We start from the raw sequence: 17347 nt of genomic DNA on the forward strand, positions 1-17347 counted from the left end.
GCATCGCGGCCCATGACCGCCTCTTCCGCGACTTCCCCGCATTTCCTTTTCCTCGCCGCGTCCACGCGCGATCCCGGCATCACCGGCAACACCGAATGGCTGGCGCGCCGCGCCGCGCAGTCGCTGGCCCCCGAGGTCGAACAGACCTGGCTCTCCGTGCCCGCGATGCCGGTGCCGCCCTTCGTGGACCGCCGCCATACGGTGGGCGAGTACCCCATGCCCGAAGGCGACCTGCGCCGCCTGCTCGACGCCATGCTGGCTGCCACCGACATCGTGTTCGTCTCGCCGGTCTACTGGTACAGCATCCCCGCGCCGCTGAAGGCCTTCATCGACCACTGGAGCGCCTTCCTGCGCGTGCCGGGCCTGGACTTCAAGGCGCGCATGGCCGCCAAGAGCCTGCGCCTGGTGACCACCAGCGGCGACCGCCCCAAGGCGCAACCCAGCATCGATTCGATCCGCCTTTGCGCCGAATTCATGGGCATGCGCTGGGGCGGCGAGCTGTGGGGCAAGGGCGGCGCGCCGGGCGCCGTGGCCAACGACGAAGCGGCCTGCGAAGCCGCGCTCAGTTTCCTGGCGAAGTGAGCGGGCGCGGCGTCATGCCGCGCCGTGCATCTGGTTCCACAGCCGCAGCGGCGTCAGCGGCATCTGCAGCTTCGGCGAGACCGCCGCGAAGCCGCCGCGCGCCAGCGCATCGGCCACCGCGTTGACCACGCATGGCGTCGCGCCGATCGTGCCCAGCTCGCCGACGCCCTTCACGCCCAGCGGGTTGTTCTTGCACGGCGTGCTCTCGTCCATCGAAGTCACGAACTCGCAAGCCACCAGGTCGGCGCGCGGCGCCGCGTAGTCCATCAGGCTGCCGGTCAGCAGCTGGCTGCTGCCGCTGTCGTACACCACCTGTTCCAGCAGCGCCTGGCCGATGCCTTGCACCGCGCCGCCATCCAGCTGGCCGCGCACGATGGTGGGGTTCACCACGCGGCCGACGTCGTTGACGCTGCTGTATGCCACCACGCGCACTTCGCCGGTCTGCGGATCGACTTCCACTTCGCTGACGTGGCAGCCGTTGGGCCAGCTGGGGCCGGCGACGGCGGTGCTGCTCTCCAGGAAAATCTGCCGCTGCGGCTGCTTGCCCGCGAGAGCGAACAGGTCCACCGAGAGGTCCGTGCCCCGCACACGGAAGCGGCCCGCCGAGTAGTCGAGGTCTTCCGCGCTGGCTTCGAGTTCCTTGGCCGCGAGCTTCTTCGCTTCCGCCAGCGTTTTCTCGGAGCCTTCTCGCAACGCCGAGCCGCCGGTGAAGATCGAGCGCGAGCCCGCGCTGCCGAAGCCGTCGCCACGGTCGGTGTCGCCCAGGACGACGCGCACCTGGTCCATGGGCACGCCGAACACGTCCACCACCAGCTGCGCCAGCGTGGTGGCGATGCCCTGCCCCATCTGGTTGACGGCGGAGAACACTTCGATGATGCCGTCCGCCAGCACCGAGACCGTCACGCGCTCTTCCAGCGCGTTGCCGCCGGTCCACTCCAGGAACGTCGCCAGCCCCAGCCCGCGCAGCTTGCCTTCGGACTGGCTCTTCGCGCGCCGCGCTTCGAAGCCGTCCCAGCCGGCCTGCTTCAGGCCCTGGTCCATGACGTGCTCGAACCGGCCCACGTCGTAGGTCTGGTTCATCGGATTCCTGTACGGCATCTGCTCGGGCCGGATGAAGTTGCGGCGGCGCAGCTGCACGCGGTCGATGCCGGTCTGGCGCGCGGCTTCGTCCATCAGCCGCTCCATCGTGTAGATGGCCTCCGGCCGGCCGGCGCCGCGGTACGCGCCCGTCGGCGCGGTGTTGGTCATCACCGCCTCGAAGTGGAAGTCCACCAGCGGGATGTCGTACACGCTGGTCTGCACCCAGGGCCCGATCAACAACTGGATGGCGACGCCGGTGCCGGTGGCGTACGCTCCCACGTTGGCACGCGAGTGCAGCCGCAGCGCGAGGATGCGGCCGTCGGCGGCCAGCGCCAGTTCGGCCTGGGTGCTGAGGTCGCGGCCGTGGTGCGACGACAGGAATTCCTCGCTGCGATCGGCGGCCCACTTCAGCGGCCGCTGCAGCTTCCACGCGGCCCAGGCGATGGCCACGTCTTCCGGGTAAGCGCCGGTCTTCATGCCGAAGCCGCCGCCGACGTCGCCCACTGTCACGCGCACCTGTTCCTTCTTCAGGCTCAGCAGGTCGCAGACGGTGTTGCGCACGCCCGAGGGCATCTGCGTGCTCATCTGGAAAGTGAGCCGGCGATCGTCCGAGATCCAGGCCAGCACCGTGCGCGGTTCGATCGACAGCGCGGCAACACGCTGGTTCTCGATCGACAGCGTGACGCGATGCGCCGCTTTCGCGAACGCGGCCCCGGCGCCCGCCGCGTCGCCGTAGCGCGCCTCGGCGGCGATGTTGTCCGGCGCTTCGTCGCAGATGACGGCCGCGCCTTGCACGGCCTGCTCGACGTTGCTGACCGCGGGCAGCTCTTCGTACTCGACCCACACCGCCTCGGCCGCATCGCGTGCCTGCTGCAGCGTCTCGGCCACCACGATGGCCACCGGCTCGCCGACGAAGCGCACGCGCTCGTGCGCCAGCACGCGGCGCTCGGGCGATGCCCCCGCGGCGCCGCCCGCACGCTTGAAGCCCGCGTTCACCGGCAGGGGCTTGACGCCCGCGCCCGCCAGCTCAGCGCCGCTGGCGACCAGCACCACGCCGGGCATGCCCTGCGCGCTGGCGGTGTCGACCGACACGATGCGCGCATGAGCATGCGGCGAGCGCACGAAAGCCACGCGCAGCTGCCCGGTGGGCTGGATGTCATCGGCGTAGCGCCCCACGCCTTTGAGCAAACCTTCGTCCTCGATGCGGGGGACGGCTCGTCCGCTGCCGAAGCGGGCCGCGACGTCGGGGGTGTCCAGGTCTGCGCTCATGGGGCTCCTTCCGGGGGAAGGCGCGATTGTGCCGCCGGCCTGCGTTGCTTGCAGGGCGCTCAGCGCGACGGCGCGCCCGCCGGCGCCAGCCGTTCGCCGATCCAGCGCAACAGGTCCAGCCACATCTGCCGCGTCTCGGCGTCCAGCGGCGTGCGCATCGCGTTGGGCAGCTCGATGGTCACCACCGGCACGCCCTTGTGCACCCCACCCCAGTTGCCCAGCGAACCGGGAAAGATCCCCACCTGGTCGAGGTACAGGCGCCCCAGCCGCGAGGGCGGCACGCTGGGGCCGTCGAAGTCCAGCACGCCATAAGGCGCGTGGATGGACACGATCAGCTGTGGCTGGAACCGCTCCACTTCCTGGAAGAGGAAGCGGCTCTCCGGCTCGGACAGCGGCGCCGGGCCGGGCCAGCGGCGCGGGTCCTTGCGCGTGCGCTTCTCCCAGTAGAACGCCGCGTCGCGCTCCCAGTTGGGCGTCGGGAAATTGCGGTTCAGGTCCACGCCATGCGCATTGGTGCGCTTGGGCGGCCGCGCCAGCACGCCGTCCGGGTTCAGCACGGGGATGAAACGCCAATGCACGGGCTGCGGCAGGTTCGCGTCTTCCTGCGCCAAGCGGATCCAATGGAAGGCGACCGAAGCCGACGACAGCTCATCGCCGTGGATGGCGCCGACCACCAGCACGCGCAGCTTCGCTTGCGCCGCCTGCACGTCGCGCACGTACAGCGGCGTTCCTCCGAACGACTTGGCCGGACCCGGCTGCAGCCCCGCCTGCTCGCACAGCTTGGCCGGCAGGTTGGGCAGGCGGTGCACGAACTCCGCGCAACCCGGCGCGACCGCCTGCGCTGGGTGCGCAGCCGCGCACACCAGTCCGGCCACGGTGACGGCGAGCACGCGCGCGAACCTACACTGCGCCGCATGCTCAGCCGCTGCCCCAAGTGCCAGTACGCATCGTTGCCGCAGAAGCAGGACTTTCCCGCCGAATGCCCCGGCTGCGGCGTGATCCTGGCGAAGATCGGCGCGGTGCCCGCCAGCCTGCCGGTGATCGAGCCGATGGAGGTGCGGGCCGAAGAACCGCCCACGCCCGTCGATCCGCTGCTGCTCGGGATGCGCGCCGTGTTGTGGGCCGGCTTCGCGTACTGGGGCTGGGTGCTGATGCGGCTGGACGTGGCGTACGGCGAGATCGTCCGCAGCTTCATCCACCGCCCGCTGCTGATCTTCCACGAGGCGGGCCACGTCGTCTTCATTCCGCTCGGTGAGTGGATGACCGTGGCCGGCGGCAGCCTCGCCCAGCTGCTGATGCCCGTCGTGATGGGCGTCGCGCTGTGGCGCGCGAACCGCGATGCGTTCGGCGTCTCGCTGGCCTTGTGGCTGTTCGGCGTGTCGCTGCTGGACCTGGCGCCCTACGTCTACGACGCGATGGACCTGCAGCTGATGCTGCTGGGCGGCCGCACCGGCGAAGACAGCTTCCACGACTGGCTGTACCTGCTGCGCACCATGGGCCTGCGCGAACGCGCCTGGGGTATCGGCATGGGCGTGCACAAGGCAGGCTGCGCGATCGTCGTCGCTGCCAACGCCTGGGGCCTGTGGCTGCTGTGGCGGCAGTGGCGGCAGTGGCGCCGCCGCGCGGAATAGCGACAGGCCCGGTCCCCCGCCGGGCATCAGGCCTCGTCCTTCTCGCCGGGCTCGTACAGCGTCTCGCGGCCCATGCGGTCCAGCACCAGCTCGGCGGTCCATGGCAGCATCAGCGAGCCGCAGCGGCTGTCGCGGTAGATGCGCTCCAGCGGCAGGTGCTTCATCATCCCCTGGCCGCCGCAGGTGCGGATGGCCAGCCGCGCCAGGTCGTTGGCGCCTTCCATCACGGTGTACTGCGCCGCGTACAGGCGCATGCGTTCGTCCTTGCCCGGGTTGGGCCGCGCTTCGCGGATGGCGCGCAGGAAGATGCTCTTCAGGTTCTCCAGCTGGATGCGCATCTGCGCCACCGCCACCTGTTTGGTGGGGTACATGCGGCGCTTGACCGGCGGCTCGCCTTCCACTTCGCCGCGCAGGTACTTCACGGTGAAGTCGTACGCCGCGTTCGCGAGGCCCAGGTAGGTGGGCGCCAGCGTAAAGAACATCGCCGGCCAGGTTTGCGCGCCCTTGAAGTACACGCCGCGCGGCATGAGTTGTTCGTCGTCGGAGACGAACACGTCCTGGAAGGTGAGGTTGCGGCTCACGGTGCCGCGCATGCCCAGCGGGTTCCACTCGCCACTGATGGCGAACCCCTTGCTGTCGGCGGGCACGGCCAGGTACAGCGTGTCACGCGGGTCGGGCTTCACGCCTTCGCGGTCTTCGGTGCACAGGATGCCGTAGTAGTTGGCCGCGCCGGACAGCGAAGCGAAAATCTTGCGCCCGTTGACGATCCACCCGCCATCGACCTTGCGTGCGGTGGTGCCGAAAGGCGCGCGGCCCGCGGCGGCGGCGCTGCCTTCGGAGAACGGCTGCGCGTAGATGGCGCCGTCCTGCACCACACGGCGGAAATGCAGTTCTCGCCGGCGCACGTGCTCGGCGCGCTGCTCTTCGGTCATCGGCACGCCGTCGGCCAGCACGCCGGTCCACATGGTGGAGCAGATGTGCATGTTCCACGTCAGCGCCGTCGCGCCGCAGAAGCGGCCGATCTCGGCGGCCACCATCATGTAGGTCGCGTAATCCGAGCCTCCGCCACCGTGGTCCTTGGGCACACACAGCGCCAGCAGGCCGCTGTCGCGCAGGTCTTCGTAGTTGGCGAACGGGAAGGTGGCGGTCTCGTCCCATTGGCGTGCCCGCGGCGCGAACTTCCGCTCGCCCAGTTCGTGCGCCAGCGACAGCAGCGACCGCTGCTGCGCCGTGAGTTCGGTGTCGCCGACGGCGGGCGTGAAGCCCAGGCTCTGCATCGCGTCCATGCTTGCTTGTCTCCTCAATTGCGTTCGGGCCTGCCGCCCAGCGACTGCAGCACGCCGCGCCACAGCGCTTCGCGCTCTTCGTAGGGCTGCGGGTCCTGCCTGCCGCTGGCCTGCTCCCACACCGACGTCAGCACCAGCACGATGCCGGTGCCCGGCTGAACGTAGACCGTCTGGCCGTGCACGCCTTGCAGCGCGAACGTGCGCTCGCGCATCGGCGCCAGCCAGAACTGGTAGCCGTAGCCCCAGTACGGCGTGGCGCGCCCCGGCTGGAATGCAGCGGGCTGGCGTTTCACGTCGGTGGCGTCCATCAGGTAATCGCGCGGCACGACTTGCCGGCCATTCGCCTGGCCGTCATGCGCCAGCAGCAGCCCGAGGCGTGCCCAGTCGCGCAGGGTGGCGTTGAAGTAGCCGTGGTGGCCTTCCTGGCCGTCGCGGCCGATGCGCCAGAACGCCTCGTGCTCCGCGCCCATCGGCTTCCACAGCCAGTCCTGCGTCAGCTCACCGACGCTGCGCCCGGTGGCGCCGGCCACCACGCGGCCCAGCACGTCGGTCTCGGCGCTGGCATAGACGAACTTCTCGCCAGCAGGCGAATGGCGGTCGGAGATGCCGCGCAGCACGTCGATCGAACCACGCGGGTTGTTGGCGAATGCGTAGCTGAGCCGGGCGATGTCGTCGGTGCCGTCGTAGCGTTCGGTGAACGTCAGCCCCGAAGACATGCGCAGCAGCTGCCGGATGGTCGTGGCACCGTAAGCGGTGCCTTCCAGGTCCTTGACGTAGCGTTGCGCCGGGTCATCGAGCGACGCGATGTCGCCGCGCGCGTTGGCGATGCCGACGAGCAGCGACACCACGCTCTTGGCCATGGAGAACGACAGGAAGCGCGCGTCCGGCCGGCGGCCGTAGCGGTAATGCTCCGCGACGACCTGGCCGTCCTTCAGCACGATCAGCCCGGTGGTGCGCTGGCGCTCGAGGTACTCGTCCAGCGAGTAGCCGATGTTGCGGTACCGGTAGCGAATGGCGGGTGGCGACGCCATCGGCGGCAACGGCATCGGCTGCGCGGACGCCGCCACGCGGCGCACCAGGACACCGCGAACCTGGTCCAGCGCCGACCACGACCCCACGCGGTAAGGGTTGGCGTACCAGGTCTCGCGCGTGCCGACCGGATAACCCAGGTCCTTGCCCAGGCGTGCTTCGTCGGGCTCGGCCTGCGCGGCGCAGGCGGCCACGGCCAGGACGGCGGCGAGTGCGGCCTTCATGCGCTCAGTGCAACAGCTGCCGCGGCAGGTTCAGGAAGTTGAGCACCGCGGCGTCGAATTCGTCGGGCGCTTCCAGGTTCTGCAGGTGGCCGATGCCGGCCATCTCGAGATAGGTGCTGCCGACGATGGACTGCCCCATCTTCTTCATGACGGCCGGCGGCGCATTGCGGTCGTGCTCGCCCGCGATCAGCAGCGTGGGCACGTGGATCTGCGGCAGCTGTGCGCGCCGGTCGAAGGTGACCAGCGCCTCCAGCGCGCGGCGGTACGTCGACGGGTTCACCTGCGACATGCAATGGTGCGCCAGGCGCACGCCTTCGGGGAGCGAACCGGGGCCGATCATCTGCGGCACCAGCACTTCGGCCAGCTGCGCCATGGTCTTGCCCGCGTCGAGCGGCGCGGTGCGAGAGGCGATGAACTCGCGCTGCCAGTCGCCATCGGGCTTGCCGAACGAAGGTGAGGTGCCGCACAGCACCAGGCGGCTGACCAATTCCGGCCGGCGCACCAGCACTTCCTGCGCCACCATGCCGCCCATGCTGTGGCCGATCAGCACGACCTGCTTGCAGCGCAGGCCTTCGATCAGCGTGATGCAGCTTTCGGCCAGGCCCTTGAAGGTGTAGGGCTCGATGGGGGCGCTGCGGCCGTAGCCCGGCATGTCCCAGGCCACCGCGCGGTAGCCCGCCGAGGCCAGCGATTCCACCTGCGGCGCGAACGAGAGATGGCCGCCGCCGATGCCGTGCAGCATCAGCACGGTGGGGCCGGAACCCAGGGTCGTGAACGTCGGCAGCACGCTCATGCGAGAAGGCGCCCTTCTTCCACGACCTTCTGGCCATCCAGGGCCACGGTGCAGTTGCGCATCGGCAGGTCGAAGTGGCCGCGGGTGTGCCGCCCCGCCACTTCGTTGGCGCCGGTGCTGTAGAGGAAGTTGCCGGCGAAGGCGCGCAGCTCGGTGCCGTTGAAGTCGCGCTTGTCGTAGAGGGCCATGCTGTCCCAGCGCGCGGCTTCGTTCAGGCCCCAGCCCACGTGGCTGACCGCATACGCCTCGCGGTCGCCCCAGGCTTCGAAGTGGCTGCGCATCAGCTCGGCATCGACGCCGCGGCCGTCGATGCGCGTGACGTGGTCGGCTTCGACGGTGAGCGTCACCGCTTGTTCCAGGTAGCGCTTGAAGGTGAGGTTGACGTCGCCCGGTGCAAGCACCAGCTTGCCGTTGACCGCACCCTTCGCCGGAAACGCGAGCGCCAGCCCGCCGGGCCAATGCGTGATCGTGCCGGGGCGCGTGGTGTAACCCCAGTTGCCACCGGCCACCGCGCCTTCCAGCGAGATGGTGAGCTCGGTGCCGGCCGCCGAAGTGACGCGCATCTGCTTCGCGGCGCGCAACCGCTTGACGTGGTCCTTGACCCTTAGCTCCATCGAGCTATCGTCCGAAGGGGCCAGCCGCGCGAGCGCCTCCGGGTGTTCGTTGCTCACGTAGAGCACGCGCGCGCCGCCTTTCAGGATGGCGGGAAGTTCGGGCGCGTGCATCAAACCTTCGACGGTGCAGTCCACCACCAGTGTGCTGCCGGCCAGCGCGGCGATGGCCGGCGCGATGCCCTGCAACGCTTCCGATGCGCCGGTGGACCGCGCGGGCGGCCCGTTGTGCACGGATGGGGACGGCATCACCACGCCGAACACACGTGCGCCGATGCACGCGGCGGCCAGCTCAGCCAGTTGCACGAGCACCGGCCGGCTCTGGCTTTCGCTGAGCACGGCCACCGTGTCGCCGTGCTGGAGCGCGCAACGCCGCAGCACGTTTTCGAAGGCCTGCAGCCAGTCGGATTCGATTCGCTCCTGCAACATGCGGCCTCCGGTTTGATCCATACTACATGAAATTTCATGCAAAACCGCCGATGAGCCCGCCCCCCAAGGCCCAGCCGCCCGCCTTCTCGCCCAAGGAGTTCCGCTCCGCGCTCGGCATGTTCGCCACCGGGGTGACCATCGTGACGGCCACCACGGCGGAAGGCCAACCCATCGGGCTGACGGCCAACTCGTTCAACTCGGTGTCGCTGGATCCGCCGCTGGTGCTGTGGAGCCTGGCGCGCGCGGCGGCTTCGCTGCCCGCCTTCAGCACCGGTTCGCACTACGCCATCCACATCCTCGCGGCCGACCAGAAGCTGCTGGCCGAGAAGTTCGCCATCAAGGGCGCCGACCGCTGGAGCGGCGTGGACTACGCCACGGGCGTCGGCAATGCGCCGCTGATCACCGGCGCCGCGGCCATCTTCGAATGCTTCAACCGCAGCCGCTACGAGGAAGGCGACCACGTCATCTTCGTCGGCGAGGTGGAGCGCGTGACGTACAAGCCCGGCGCCGCGCCGCTCCTGTTCCACGGCGGCCGCTTCTACACCGAGCTGCCGCTGTAATGGAGCGGTTCGTCGACAACTACCTGGGCTATCTCCTGGGCCAGGCGAATCACGCGCTGTACAAGGACTTCGACGCGCAGGTGCGCGCGCGCGGGCTCAGCTCCATCGAGTGGCGCACGCTCGCGACGCTGCACGACGGCGGCCCGCTCACCGTCAGCCAGCTGGCGCACGAGGTGCTGTCCAAGCAGCCCACCGTCACCAAGCTGGTCCAGCGAATGGCCGACCAGGGCTGGGTCGCGCTGCAGGCCGATCCGGCCGACCAGCGCCGCACGCTGGTGAGCGCCACCGCGGCCGGCCGCCGCCTGGTGAAGCCGCTGGTGGAACAGGCCAAGGCGCACGAGGCGAAGCTGCTGCGCGCGTTGGGCGCCACCGAGAAAAAGGCGCTGCGCTCGCTGCTGGAAAAGCTCGTCGCGCACCAGGCCGAACACCGCGTGTAGCACCATCGTTGTCGGTAGCGGACCCCAAGCGGCATCGCGCCTGCGCCGCTAGCATCGACGGATGAGCGAACGAAAACACCACCTCGACGGGCTGGCCGTCGGGCTTCTCATCGCCTGCTGCCTGTTCTGGGGCTTCCAGCAGATCCTGATCAAGACCACGGTGGGTGAGGTTCCGCCCCTGTGGCAGGCCTCGATCCGGTTCGTCTGCGCCACCGGTCTGCTGTGGGCGTGGTGCGCCATCCGCGGCGTGTCGCTCTTCGGCCGCGACGGCACGCTGCGCGCCGGCCTGCTGGCGGGCGCGTTGTTCGCCGGCGAGTTCTGCTGCATCTACCTGGGCCTGCGCGACACCACGGCATCGCGCCTGACGGTGTTCCTCTACACCTCGCCCTTCGTCGTCGCGCTGCTGATGCCGCGCGTGGTGCCGACGGAGAAGCTGCATGGCGTGCAATGGGCCGGCCTGCTCATCGCCTTCGTCGGCGTGGCGGTCGCTTTCGGCGAGGGCTTCATGGGCCACACCACCGCACGCCAGTTGCGCGGCGACGCGCTGGCCCTGGTGGCCGGCACGTTGTGGGGCCTGACGACGCTGGTGATCCGCGGATCGAAGCTGGGAAGCGCGTCGGCCGAGAAGACGCTGTTCTACCAAGTGGCAGTCACGGCGGCCGTGGTGCCGTTCCTGTCGCTGGCCTGGGGCGAGCCCTGGTCGTTCAGCTATTCCGCGCAAGCGTGGGGTTCGCTGGCGGCGCAGACCATCATCGGCGCCTTCGCCAGCTACCTGGCGTGGATGTGGCTGCTGCGGCACTACCCGGCGACGCAGATGGCTTCGTTCACCTTCCTCACGCCGGTGTTCGCGCTGGTGTTCGGCGTCGTGCTGCTGCACGAGCCGCTGACGGTGCAGCTGATGCTGGCGCTGGCCGGCGTGGCCGCCGGCATCGTGCTGGTGAACCGGAAGCGCAGCTGACGGGTCAGGCCGCCGCGCGTTGCGCCTGCTGGCGCTCGCGCGCCAGCTGCTCGTACCAGCCCAGGCAACCCGGGTTGGCCATCGCGTCGCGGTTCACCACTTTCTCCAGCGGCTGGCCCAGCAGCAGCTTCTTGATCGGTAGTTCCTGCTTCTTGCCCGAGAGCGTGCGCGGGATCTCGGCGACCTGGTAGATCTGGTCGGGCACGAAGCGCGGGCTGAGGGCGCGGCGGATCGCGTCGTTGAGTTTCTGGCGCAGCGCGGTGTCCAGCGCCACGCCGGGACGCAGCACCACGAACAGCGGCATCCAGCTGTCGCGGCCCAGGTATTCCAGGTCGACCACCATGGAGTCCAGCACTTCCGGCAAAGCTTCTACCGCGCTGTAAAGCTCGCTGGTGCCCATGCGCAGGCCGTGGCGGTTGATCGTCGCGTCGCTGCGGCCATAGATGATGCAGCCGCCGTCGGCCGTCACCTTCAACCAGTCGCCATGGCGCCAGACGCTGGGGTAAGTGTCGAAGTACGAGGACAGGTATCGCTTGCGGCCTTCGTCGTTCCACAGGTACAGCGGCATCGAAGGGATGGGCCTGGTGCACACCAGCTCGCCCACTTCGTTGACCACCGGCCGGCCTTGTTCGTCCCACGCTTCCACCGCGCAGCCGAGCAGGCGGCACTGCATCTCGCCCGGCACCAGCGGCAGTTCGCGGTTGCCGCCGATGAAGGCGCCGGCGAAGTCGGTGCCGCCGGAGATGTTGGCCCACCACATGCCGGGCTTGCCCATGGCCGCGAACTGCGCGTTGACCCAGCGCTGCACGTCTTCGGACAACGGCGAGCCGGTGGTGCCCAGCGCGCGCACCGACTTCAATCCGCGGATGGCGGGCAGGTCCACGTTGGCCTTCATGCAGTTGGCGAAGAACGCCGCGCCCGCGCCGAAGAACGTGGTGCCCACCTCGGCGCCGAAGCGCCACAGCGTCGACCAGTCCGGCGCCTCGCGCGGGCCCGCGGGGCTGCCGTCGAACAGGCAGCAGGTGGTGCCGTTCATCAGCGCCGCCATCTGCGCGTTCCACATCACCCAGCCGGTGCTGCTGTACCAGTGGTAGCGCTCGCCCCAGTTGTTGGGCAGGTAGCTGCAGCCGATGTCGCTGTGCAGCACCAGGTGCGCCAGCATCACCAGCATGATGCCGCCGTGCCCGTGCACGATCGGCTTGGGCAGGCCGGTGGTGCCGCTGGAGTACACGATCCAGATCGGGTGCTCGAACGGCACCCACTCGGGTTCGAACGCCCTCGTCGCCTGGTCGTCGCGCGCGACCGCATCGTGGTACCAGGCGTCGGCCTTCAGCGTGCCCGTGCCCAGGTTGCGCAGGCCCACCAGGTGCTTCACGCTCGGCAGTTCCGCGCGCAGCTGCGCCACCACGTCGGCGCGGTCGTAGTCCTTGTGGCCGTACGTCACGCCGTCACAGGCGATCAGCACCTTGGGCTCGATCTGGCGGAAACGGTCCAGCACCGCGTTGGTGCCCATGTCGGGCGCGCAGATGCTCCAGATGCCGCCCAGGCTGACGACGGCGAGGAAGGCGACGATGGCTTCGGGCACGTTGGGCAGGTACGCGGCGACGCGATCACCCTTTCGCAAGCCGTGCGCCTTCAGGTGCAGCGCCAGCGAAGCGACTTGGCGGCGCAGGTCCAGCCATGACAGGTCCCGCTTGTCACCTTTCTCGTTGCGGGCGATCAGTGCCGGGAAGCCGGCGGCATGCGCCGCGTCCACGTGCCGCAGCACCTGCCGCGCGTAGTTCACCTGCGCGCCGGGGAACCACACCGCGCCGGGCATCTTCGCGTCGGCCAGCACGGCCGAGTGCGGCGTCGGCGACTCGATGCGGAAGGCGTCCCAGATGCTCTGCCAGAACTCGTCCAGGTCATCGATGGACCAGCGCCACAGCTCGTCGTAGCTGGCGAACTCCAGGCCGCGGTGCTCGCGCAGCCAATCCTGGTACAGCCGGATCTGGGGAACGAAAGGCGGTCGGGTCATGCGGGGGAGCGTAGCGCGGCGCGGCGGCAGACGCCTCGGCGGCAACCCGGATCACGGTCGGCTTGCGATTTCGCACGATCGTGCTAAAGTGCGCCGCGTGGAAGCCAAGACCCAGCGCAGCGAATTGACCCGTGCCGCCATCGTCGGCGCGGCGCTGGACCTTGCCGCCGCGGAAGGGCTGGAATCCATCACGCTGCAGGCGGTGGCCGACCGCATCGGCCTTTCCAAGAGCGGCGTGTTCTCGCGCGTGGGTTCGCGCGAGACGCTGCAGAAGGCGGTGGTGGAAGAGTTCGGCCGCCGCTTCATCGACGACGTGTTCGTGCCGGCGATGCAGCAGCCCAAGGGCCTGCCGCGGCTGGACACCATCGTGCAGCGCTGGATCGTTCGCATGCGCGACGTCGAGGCCAGGTCCGGCTGCATCTTCAGCGCCGGCGCCTTCGAGCTGGATGATCGCGAGGGCCCGCTGCGCGACCTGCTGCATTCGGAAGTGATGCGCTGGCGCGGCGCGTTGCGGCGCACCGTGCTGCAGGCCATCGAGGCCGGGCACCTGCAGGCCGACACCGATGCCGACCAGCTGGTCGGCGAGATCTATTCGCTCGCGCTGGGCATGGTGCACGACGTGCGCTTCCTGCGCGACCACCGCGCCGCAGAGCGCGCACAAGCCAGCTGGCGCCGCCTGCTGGCGAGCTACCTGCCGCAGTAACCGGGCCACCAGGAGGAGACATGGACCCTGAACGTTCGACCGAATTTCGCACGATTGTGCGAAGAAAGGAGCTGACATGCTGACCCTCCTCGCCCTGGCCGCGATCTATGCCGTTTGGCGCGCCGTCCGCGGCGCCGCCGAAGCCGTGCGCCACCTGCCGCGCCGCAACGACGACATGGTGTTCTTCTGATGACGGCGCGCACCACCCTGCAGGCCGCCTCGGCCTTCTACGACACCAGCCCGGGCGTGCGCGTGTTCCGCCTGGCGCTGGGCGCCTTCCAGCGCCTCTGGCCTTCGCTCGCCGTGCGCGCGGCCTACCGCCTGTTCGGCACGCCGCTGCCGCCCCGCTGGCTGCAACGCGGCGGTACGTGGAGCGCCGGCTGGCGCGTCGAGTCGTGGCCCTTCGAGGACGCCAGCCTCACGTTCTACTCGCCCGCCGCGGCGCCGCATGCACCCACGGTGCTGCTGGTGCACGGCTGGGGCGGGCATGCGCGGCAGATGCTGGCGCTGGCCGATGCCGTCGCCAAGGCGGGACTGCGCCCGGTGCTGGTGGACCTGCCCGCGCATGGCCGCAGCCGCGGCAGCGTGAGCAACCTGCCGCAGTTCGCGCGCGCGATCGACTACGTGGCAGCGCGGCTGGCGCAGCAAGGCCACACGCTGCACGCCGTGATCGCGCACTCGCTCGGCGCCAACGCCGCGGCCTATGCGGCGGCGCGCGGCCTGGCGATGCAACGCCTGGTGCTGCTGGCGCCACCCGCCTCGCCGCGCGAGTTCACGCGCCTCTTCGCCGCGGTGTTCGGCTTGTCCGAAGCCACGCGCGCCCGCATGCAGTCGCGCATCGAAGCGCGTGAAGGCGTGCTGATGGCGCAGTTCGAGCCGCACGCCTCGGGCCCGCGCATCCGCGCTTCGACGCTGGTGGTCCACGACCGCGCTGACAGCATCAACCGCTTCCACGACGGCGAGGCGTTCGTGGCGGCCATTGCCGGTGCGAAACTGCTGCCGACGGAGGGACTGGGCCATCGCAAGCTCTTGAAAGAGCCATCGGTCTTGGAGGCCGTGGCCACCTTCCTGCGCTGAAAGCGCCCTTGCCCCGCGCCGCGCCGCGCGCGTACATTCGCCTCATCGACAACGGAGAGGAGAAACGAATGTTCAACTGGACGGAAAAACCGGCGCAGGTGCTGCAACAAGGCGGCGTCATCGCGCCCGACGAGCGCCTGCCCTGGCCGCAGACCGCGGCCATGGGCGTGCAGCACGTCATCGCCATGTTCGGCGCCACCGTGCTCGCGCCCATCCTCATGGGGTTCGACCCGAACCTGGCCATCCTCATGAGCGGCATCGGTACGCTGATCTTCTTCCTGATCACCGGCGGCAAGGTGCCCAGCTACCTGGGCTCCAGCTTCGCCTTCATCGGCGTGGTGATCGCGGCCACCGCGTACGCGGGCAAGGGCCCAAACGGCAACATCGGCGTGGCGCTGGGCGGCATCATCGCCTGCGGCGTCGTGTACATCGTCATCGGCGCCATCGTGCAGGCCGCGGGCACGGGCTGGATCGAACGCCTGATGCCGCCTGTGGTCACCGGCTCGGTGGTGGCGGTCATCGGCCTGAATCTCGCCAGCATCCCGGTGAAGAACATGGCGTCCAGCACCTTCGATTCGTGGATGCAGGCCGTCACCTTCGTCTGCGTGGCGCTCGTCGCGGTGTTCACGCGTGGCATGGTGCAGCGCCTGCTGATCCTCATGGGCCTGATCGTCGCCAGCATCGTGTACGCGGTGCTCGCCAACGGCCTGGGGCTGGGCAAGCCGATGGACCTGAGCGGCATCGCCGCGGCCGCATGGGCCGGCGCGCCTGCATTCGCGGCGCCGCAGTTCAACAGTTCCGCGATGCTGCTGATCGCGCCGGTGGCCATCATCCTGGTGGCCGAGAACCTGGGCCACATCAAGGCCGTGACCGCGATGACGGGCCGCAACCTTGACGCCTACATGGGCCGCGCGTTCATCGGCGACGGCGTCGCCACGGTCGTCAGCGGCTTCGCGGGCGGCACCGGCGTGACCACGTACGCGGAAAACATCGGCGTGATGGCGGCCACCAAGATCTACTCCACCGCGGTGTTCGTGCTGGCGGCGGCCATCGCCATCGTGCTGGGCTTCTCTCCCAAGTTCGGCGCCGTGATCCAGGCCATCCCGCTGCCGGTGATGGGTGGCGTGTCCATCGTGGTGTTCGGCCTCATCGCCGCCGCGGGCGCCAAGATCTGGGTGGACAACCGCGTGGACTTCTCGGACAACCGCAACCTCATCGTCGCGGCCGTCACGCTGGTGCTGGGCACGGGCGACTTCACGCTGAAGTTCGGCGGCTTCGCGCTGGGCGGCATCGGCACCGCCACCTTCGGCGCCATCCTGCTGTACGCGCTGCTCAGCCGCGGCGGCCAGGCGCGCCCGATGCCGGCGGCCACGCCGGCGCCCGGCTCGCACTAACATCGGCGCGATGCGCATTTGGAAAAAGCCGATCTCCGTCGAACACCTGACCGAGGTGCACGTGGGTACCGCCGTGCAGCACCTCGGCATCGAGTTCCTGGAGGTCGGCGACGACTTCATCCGCGCGCGCGTGCCGGTGGACACGCGCACGCGCCAGCCTTACGGCATCCTGCACGGCGGGGTGTCGGTGGTGCTGGCCGAGACGCTGGGCTCGTGCGGCGCGATGTACGCCAGCGGTGAAGACCAGCGAGCCTTTGGCCTGGACATCAACGCCAACCACCTGAAGGCCGCGCCTTCGGGCTGGGTCACCGGCACCGCGCGGCCGGTGCACATCGGCCGCAGCACGCACGTGTGGGCCATCGAGATGACGAACGAGAAGGGTGAGCTCACCTGCGTCGCGCGCATCACGATGGCGATGCTGCCGGCGCGCTGAAGGGCCGACTCCCTTACGCAGAGCTCGCGGAGGAGACGCAGAGGTCGCAGAGAAATGTCCTGATGGTTTCTTCTCTGTGTGCCCCGCGTGAACTCTGCGAGCTCTGCGTAAGGGAGTCCGCTTTCTTCAGCCTTCGCGAGCCATCCGCTCGCTCTTCCAGTAGACGTCGTCGCCGCCGTCCATGCGGTTGAGCACGCGCGCCAGCACGAACATCAGGTCGGACAGGCGATTGAGGTAGCGCCGCGGCGTTTCGTTCACCGCCTCCACCTGGCCCAGCGCCACCACCGCACGCTCGGCGCGGCGCGCCACGGTGCGGCACACGTGGGATTGGGAAGCCGCGCGATTGCCCGCCGGCAAGATGAATTCCTGCAGCCGCGGCAGCTTGGCGTTGTGCGTGGCCAGCGCGTCGTCCAGCACCGCCAGCGCCTCGGGCTTGAGCAGCTCGTAGCCGGGGATCGACAGCTCGCCGCCCAGGTTGAACAGCTGGTGCTGCACCTCCACCAGCAGCGGCCGCACGTCGCCGGGCAGCTCCTCGCACAGCAGCACGCCGATGTGCGAGTTGAGCTCGTCCACGTCGCCCATCGCCTGCACGCGCAGGCTGCTCTTGGGCACGCGGGTGTTGTCGCCCAGGCCGGTCGTTCCGTCGTCGCCGGTGCGCGTGGCGATCTGCGTCAGGCGGTTGCCCATCGGTTGCTGCTCCTGTGATCTGCCTGAATTCTCCCACCGCGTGGCAAGCCAGGCCGCAGCGCGGTGCGAGGCGCGTCCTACGCGTACTGCCGTGTTCGCGCGACAGGCGATGACCCGGCGCTTGCCGAACATGGCAAGCAACAGGAG

At 69.5% G+C, this 17347-nt stretch carries 17 protein-coding genes; 9 read left to right on the forward strand and 8 right to left on the reverse strand.

The features are described from left to right. Positions 1–12 precede the first annotated feature (12 nt). Positions 13–582, forward strand: coding sequence for a flavodoxin family protein (locus tag EZ216_RS11765; protein WP_135249962.1), 570 nt, complete (start codon positions 13–15; stop codon positions 580–582). 12 nt (positions 583–594) lie between these two features. On the opposite strand, the gene EZ216_RS11770 is transcribed toward EZ216_RS11765, so the two are convergent. Both EZ216_RS11770 and EZ216_RS11775 read right to left on the reverse strand, forming a co-directional pair. Next, entirely contained in the window at positions 595–2931 is a 2337-nt protein-coding gene (locus EZ216_RS11770) for a xanthine dehydrogenase family protein molybdopterin-binding subunit (RefSeq protein WP_135249963.1), read from the reverse strand. Between the two features lie 59 nt (positions 2932–2990). Next, complete coding sequence (locus tag EZ216_RS11775) at positions 2991–3821, reverse strand: M14 family zinc carboxypeptidase (protein ID WP_239024352.1); 831 nt, start codon at positions 3819–3821, stop codon at positions 2991–2993. Between the two features lie 24 nt (positions 3822–3845). Here EZ216_RS11775 and EZ216_RS11780 point away from each other — a divergent pair, with 24 nt between their 5' ends. Further along, positions 3846–4562 (forward strand): hypothetical protein, encoded by a 717-nt coding sequence (locus tag EZ216_RS11780; RefSeq protein ID WP_239024353.1) that lies wholly within the window; start codon positions 3846–3848, stop codon positions 4560–4562. 26 nt (positions 4563–4588) lie between these two features. Here the strand turns inward: EZ216_RS11780 and EZ216_RS11785 are convergent, their stop codons facing one another. The 4 genes from EZ216_RS11785 to EZ216_RS11800 are packed head-to-tail and all read right to left on the reverse strand — an operon-like array spanning position 4589 to position 8934. Continuing rightward, a complete protein-coding gene (locus EZ216_RS11785) occupies positions 4589–5848 on the reverse strand; it encodes an acyl-CoA dehydrogenase family protein (protein ID WP_439126733.1) in 1260 nt (419 codons plus the stop codon). Positions 5849–5862: 14 nt separating this feature from the next. Further along, positions 5863–7101: a serine hydrolase domain-containing protein gene (locus EZ216_RS11790; RefSeq protein WP_135249966.1), complete on the reverse strand. Its 1239-nt coding sequence runs from the start codon at positions 7099–7101 to the stop codon at positions 5863–5865. A 4-nt stretch (positions 7102–7105) separates the two neighbouring features. Further along, entirely contained in the window at positions 7106–7894 is a 789-nt protein-coding gene (locus EZ216_RS11795; RefSeq protein WP_135249967.1) for an alpha/beta fold hydrolase, read from the reverse strand. After that, positions 7891–8934, reverse strand: coding sequence for a 2,5-dihydroxypyridine 5,6-dioxygenase NicX family protein (locus EZ216_RS11800; protein ID WP_135249968.1), 1044 nt, complete (start codon positions 8932–8934; stop codon positions 7891–7893). The genes EZ216_RS11795 and EZ216_RS11800 overlap by 4 nt, the downstream gene beginning before the upstream one ends. Positions 8935–8984: 50 nt before the next feature. On the opposite strand from EZ216_RS11800, the gene EZ216_RS11805 reads away from it, so the two are divergent. The 3 genes from EZ216_RS11805 (at position 8985) to EZ216_RS11815 (ending at position 10889) form a co-directional block, all read left to right on the forward strand. Beyond that, a complete protein-coding gene (locus tag EZ216_RS11805) occupies positions 8985–9494 on the forward strand; it encodes a flavin reductase family protein (protein WP_135249969.1) in 510 nt (169 codons plus the stop codon). Next, a complete protein-coding gene (locus EZ216_RS11810) occupies positions 9494–9931 on the forward strand; it encodes a MarR family winged helix-turn-helix transcriptional regulator (protein WP_135249970.1) in 438 nt (145 codons plus the stop codon). Before EZ216_RS11805 ends, EZ216_RS11810 begins: the two co-directional genes overlap by 1 nt. Before the next feature lie 61 nt (positions 9932–9992). Next, complete coding sequence (locus EZ216_RS11815) at positions 9993–10889, forward strand: DMT family transporter (RefSeq protein ID WP_135249971.1); 897 nt, start codon at positions 9993–9995, stop codon at positions 10887–10889. 4 nt (positions 10890–10893) lie between these two features. Here EZ216_RS11815 and EZ216_RS11820 read toward each other — a convergent pair whose 3' ends face one another. Continuing rightward, on the reverse strand, positions 10894–12906 hold the full coding sequence (locus tag EZ216_RS11820; RefSeq protein ID WP_135249972.1) for an acetoacetate--CoA ligase: 2013 nt from the start codon (positions 12904–12906) through the stop codon (positions 10894–10896). Positions 12907–13003: 97 nt separating this feature from the next. Here EZ216_RS11820 and EZ216_RS11825 point away from each other — a divergent pair, with 97 nt between their 5' ends. From EZ216_RS11825 to EZ216_RS11840, 4 genes are all read left to right on the forward strand, one after another. Beyond that, entirely contained in the window at positions 13004–13609 is a 606-nt protein-coding gene (locus EZ216_RS11825) for a TetR/AcrR family transcriptional regulator (RefSeq protein WP_135249973.1), read from the forward strand. Between the two features lie 189 nt (positions 13610–13798). Beyond that, complete coding sequence (locus tag EZ216_RS11830) at positions 13799–14686, forward strand: alpha/beta hydrolase (RefSeq protein ID WP_135249974.1); 888 nt, start codon at positions 13799–13801, stop codon at positions 14684–14686. Between the two features lie 68 nt (positions 14687–14754). Further along, a complete protein-coding gene (locus EZ216_RS11835) occupies positions 14755–16080 on the forward strand; it encodes a solute carrier family 23 protein (RefSeq protein ID WP_135249975.1) in 1326 nt (441 codons plus the stop codon). A gap of 10 nt (positions 16081–16090) precedes the next feature. Next, positions 16091–16513 (forward strand): hotdog fold thioesterase, encoded by a 423-nt coding sequence (locus EZ216_RS11840; protein WP_135249976.1) that lies wholly within the window; start codon positions 16091–16093, stop codon positions 16511–16513. Between the two features lie 126 nt (positions 16514–16639). Here the strand turns inward: EZ216_RS11840 and EZ216_RS11845 are convergent, their stop codons facing one another. Next, the gene (locus tag EZ216_RS11845; RefSeq protein WP_135249977.1) at positions 16640–17200 is read right to left on the reverse strand and encodes a cob(I)yrinic acid a,c-diamide adenosyltransferase; all 561 of its coding nucleotides are present in this window, start codon (positions 17198–17200) and stop codon (positions 16640–16642) included. Positions 17201–17347 lie beyond the last annotated feature (147 nt).

It is taken from the genome of Ramlibacter humi, from assembly GCF_004681975.1.
GTDB classification, from domain to species: Bacteria; Pseudomonadota; Gammaproteobacteria; order Burkholderiales; family Burkholderiaceae_C; genus Ramlibacter; species Ramlibacter humi.